This is a genomic window from Streptomyces sp. A18, assembly GCF_059026065.1.
Genome location: NZ_JBWLKL010000110.1, coordinates 1 through 2411, shown reverse-complemented (window position 1 = coordinate 2411; position 2411 = coordinate 1). Strand labels below are relative to the sequence as shown.

General features: G+C 73.1%; 1 protein-coding gene and 1 tRNA gene. Both read left to right on the top strand.

Going from position 1 to position 2411, the window contains the following annotated elements:
• A tRNA-Met gene (locus AC5P1C_RS43610) sits at positions 1–72 on the top strand.
• A gap of 220 nt (positions 73–292) precedes the next feature.
• A complete protein-coding gene (locus AC5P1C_RS43605) occupies positions 293–2149 on the top strand; it encodes a tetratricopeptide repeat protein (protein ID WP_493871562.1) in 1857 nt (618 codons plus the stop codon).
• The last annotated feature ends 262 nt before the right edge of the window (positions 2150–2411 follow it).

Here is a 2411-nt window from a genome sequence, read left to right as displayed (position 1 = left end):
CGGGGTGGAGCAGCTCGGTAGCTCGCTGGGCTCATAACCCAGAGGTCGCAGGTTCAAATCCTGTCCCCGCTACTAAAAGGTGAAGGCCCGGATCCTTATCGGATCCGGGCCTTCGTCGTGTGTGCGTGGGGCCCGTGGCGGCGTGCGCTGGTCTGTGCGAACCGTGCTCCGCCCGAGGGGAGTTGGGAAATCTGTGTTTGACTTATCTCTCTGTGGGCATGTCGACAAAACGCTGAAGTGACCTCACTGGCTGCGGTATACCAGGTGTACCCAGGTTGCAGGTGGTGCGACGATGGACGTTATGGGGGACAAGGCAACTCTGTTGGAGACAGGGCGGTTTGTGCAGCCGGCCGACCGGGAGGATCCCGGGGCGGCCGCCGAGGAGATGCGCCATCGGCTGGCCGCCGAGGCCGGAGACGTCGACGCGATGAGCGTCCTCGGAAGCCTTCTGCTGCGCCGCGGTGATCTCGACGGGGCCGAATCCCTGCTGCGCGCTGCCACCGCCGAGGGCGATCGCGCCGCAGCCAACAACCTCGGGGTCCTCCTCCACCAGCGCGGGTACGCCGACGAGGCGGCCGGATGGTGGCGGGTCGCCGCCGTCGCCGGTTCCGCCGCGGCCGCGCACGCGCTCGGACGCCACCACCGCGAGCGCGGCGACGAGCCCGCCGCGGAGTACTGGCTGCGGCAGTCCGCCGAGCAGGGCCACGCCCTGGGCGCGTACGCCCTGGCCGATCTTCTCGAGCACCGCGGTGACGCCGGTGCCGAGCGCTGGATGCGGGCCTCGGCCGAGCGCGGCCACCGCGAGGCCGCGTACCGGATCGCGCGCGCCCTGGACCGGCGGGCCTCGGCCGAGCGTGTCGATGCCAAGGCTCCCGCGAAAACTCCCGCCGAGGCTCCCGCGAAGGCTCCGGCCAAGGCCCACGCCAAGGGAGCACGTTCCGCCGCCGCGGAGGCCGAGCAGTGGTACCGCCAGGCCGCAGCGCGCGGGCACCGGCGTGCCGCGCTGCACCTCGGCGCGATCCTGGAGCAGCGCGGCGAGCTGAAGGAGGCGGGACGGTGGTACCTGAACTCCGCGAAGGACGGGGAGGCGCGCGCCGCCTGCGCCCTCGGCTTCCTGCTGCGTGACGCGGGCGACGAGGAGAGCGCCGCCGTCTGGTGGCTGAAAGCGGCCCAGGACGGCGACGGCAATGCCGCGAACGCCCTGGGCGCGCTGCACGCCGAGCGGGGCGAGACCCAGACCGCCGAGCGCTGGTACCGCGCAGCGATGGACGCGGGGGACGTGAACGGCGCGTACAACCTCGGCCTGCTCTGCGCCGAGCAGGGCCGGACCGCGCAGGCCGACCAGTGGTACAGGCGTGCCGCGTACGCCGGTCACCGCGAGGCAGCCAACGCGCTCGCCGTGCTGCTGCTCCAGGGCGGCGACGCCGCGGGCGCCGAGCCGTGGTTCTCCAAGGCAGCGGAGGCGGGCAGCGTGGACGCGGCCTTCAACCTCGGGATTCTCTACGCGTCCCGTGACGACGAGGGCTCCGCCCTGCCCTGGTACGAGCGTGCGGCGGCCGCCGGGCACACCGAGGCCGCGCTCCAGGTCGGAACCGCGCGGCTGCGGGAGGGGGACGAGCAGGACGCCGAGCGGCATCTGCGGTGCGCGGCGGGTGGTGGCAGCGCGGAGGCGGCGTACCGGCTCGGCACCGTGCTCGACGCGCGGCGGCCTCCCGCGGGCCCGCCCGCGCTCGGTGAGCCCGCCGCCGAGAAGACCGAGTGCGAGGAGTGGTACGAGCGGGCCGCCGAGCAGGGCCACCGGCGTGCGCAGGTCCGGGTCGGGATGCTGGCCGCGGGGCGCGGCGACGTGGTCGAGGCGGCTCGGTGGTACCGCCTCGCGGCGGACGCGGGCAGCCGGAACGGGGCTTTCAACCTGGGGCTTCTCCTTGCGCGTGAGGGGAGCGAGCCCGAGGCGGCGCTCTGGTGGACGCGGGCCGCTGACGCGGGGCACGGACGGGCCGCTCTGCGCCTTGCGCTGCTCTACGCTCGGCGCGGGCAGCTGGTCGAGGGGCAGCGGTGGGCTTCCCGTGCGGTGGAGCTTGGGCCCGCTGAGGTCTCCGAGCGGGCGGCTCGGCTGCGGGAAGCGTTGCAGCAGGAGCTGACCGCGTAACGCCTCAGCTTTTCGTGACGTGCGGTCGTCGGGCGGGTGCAGGCCGGTGGGTGGGCTGTGCCCACCCTTCCCCAAGCTCTCGGCTTCGCTCGAGCAGGGGAGACCCCAATCGCCCTGCGCAAGGCCTGCCCGCAGCGGGGCACCGGAACGGATTTGCGCTGGTCGTCGCGGTTGACGTACGGTTACAACACAACGGCGCGGGGTGGAGCAGCTCGGTAGCTCGCTGGGCTCATAACCCAGAGGTCGCAGGTTCAAATCCTGT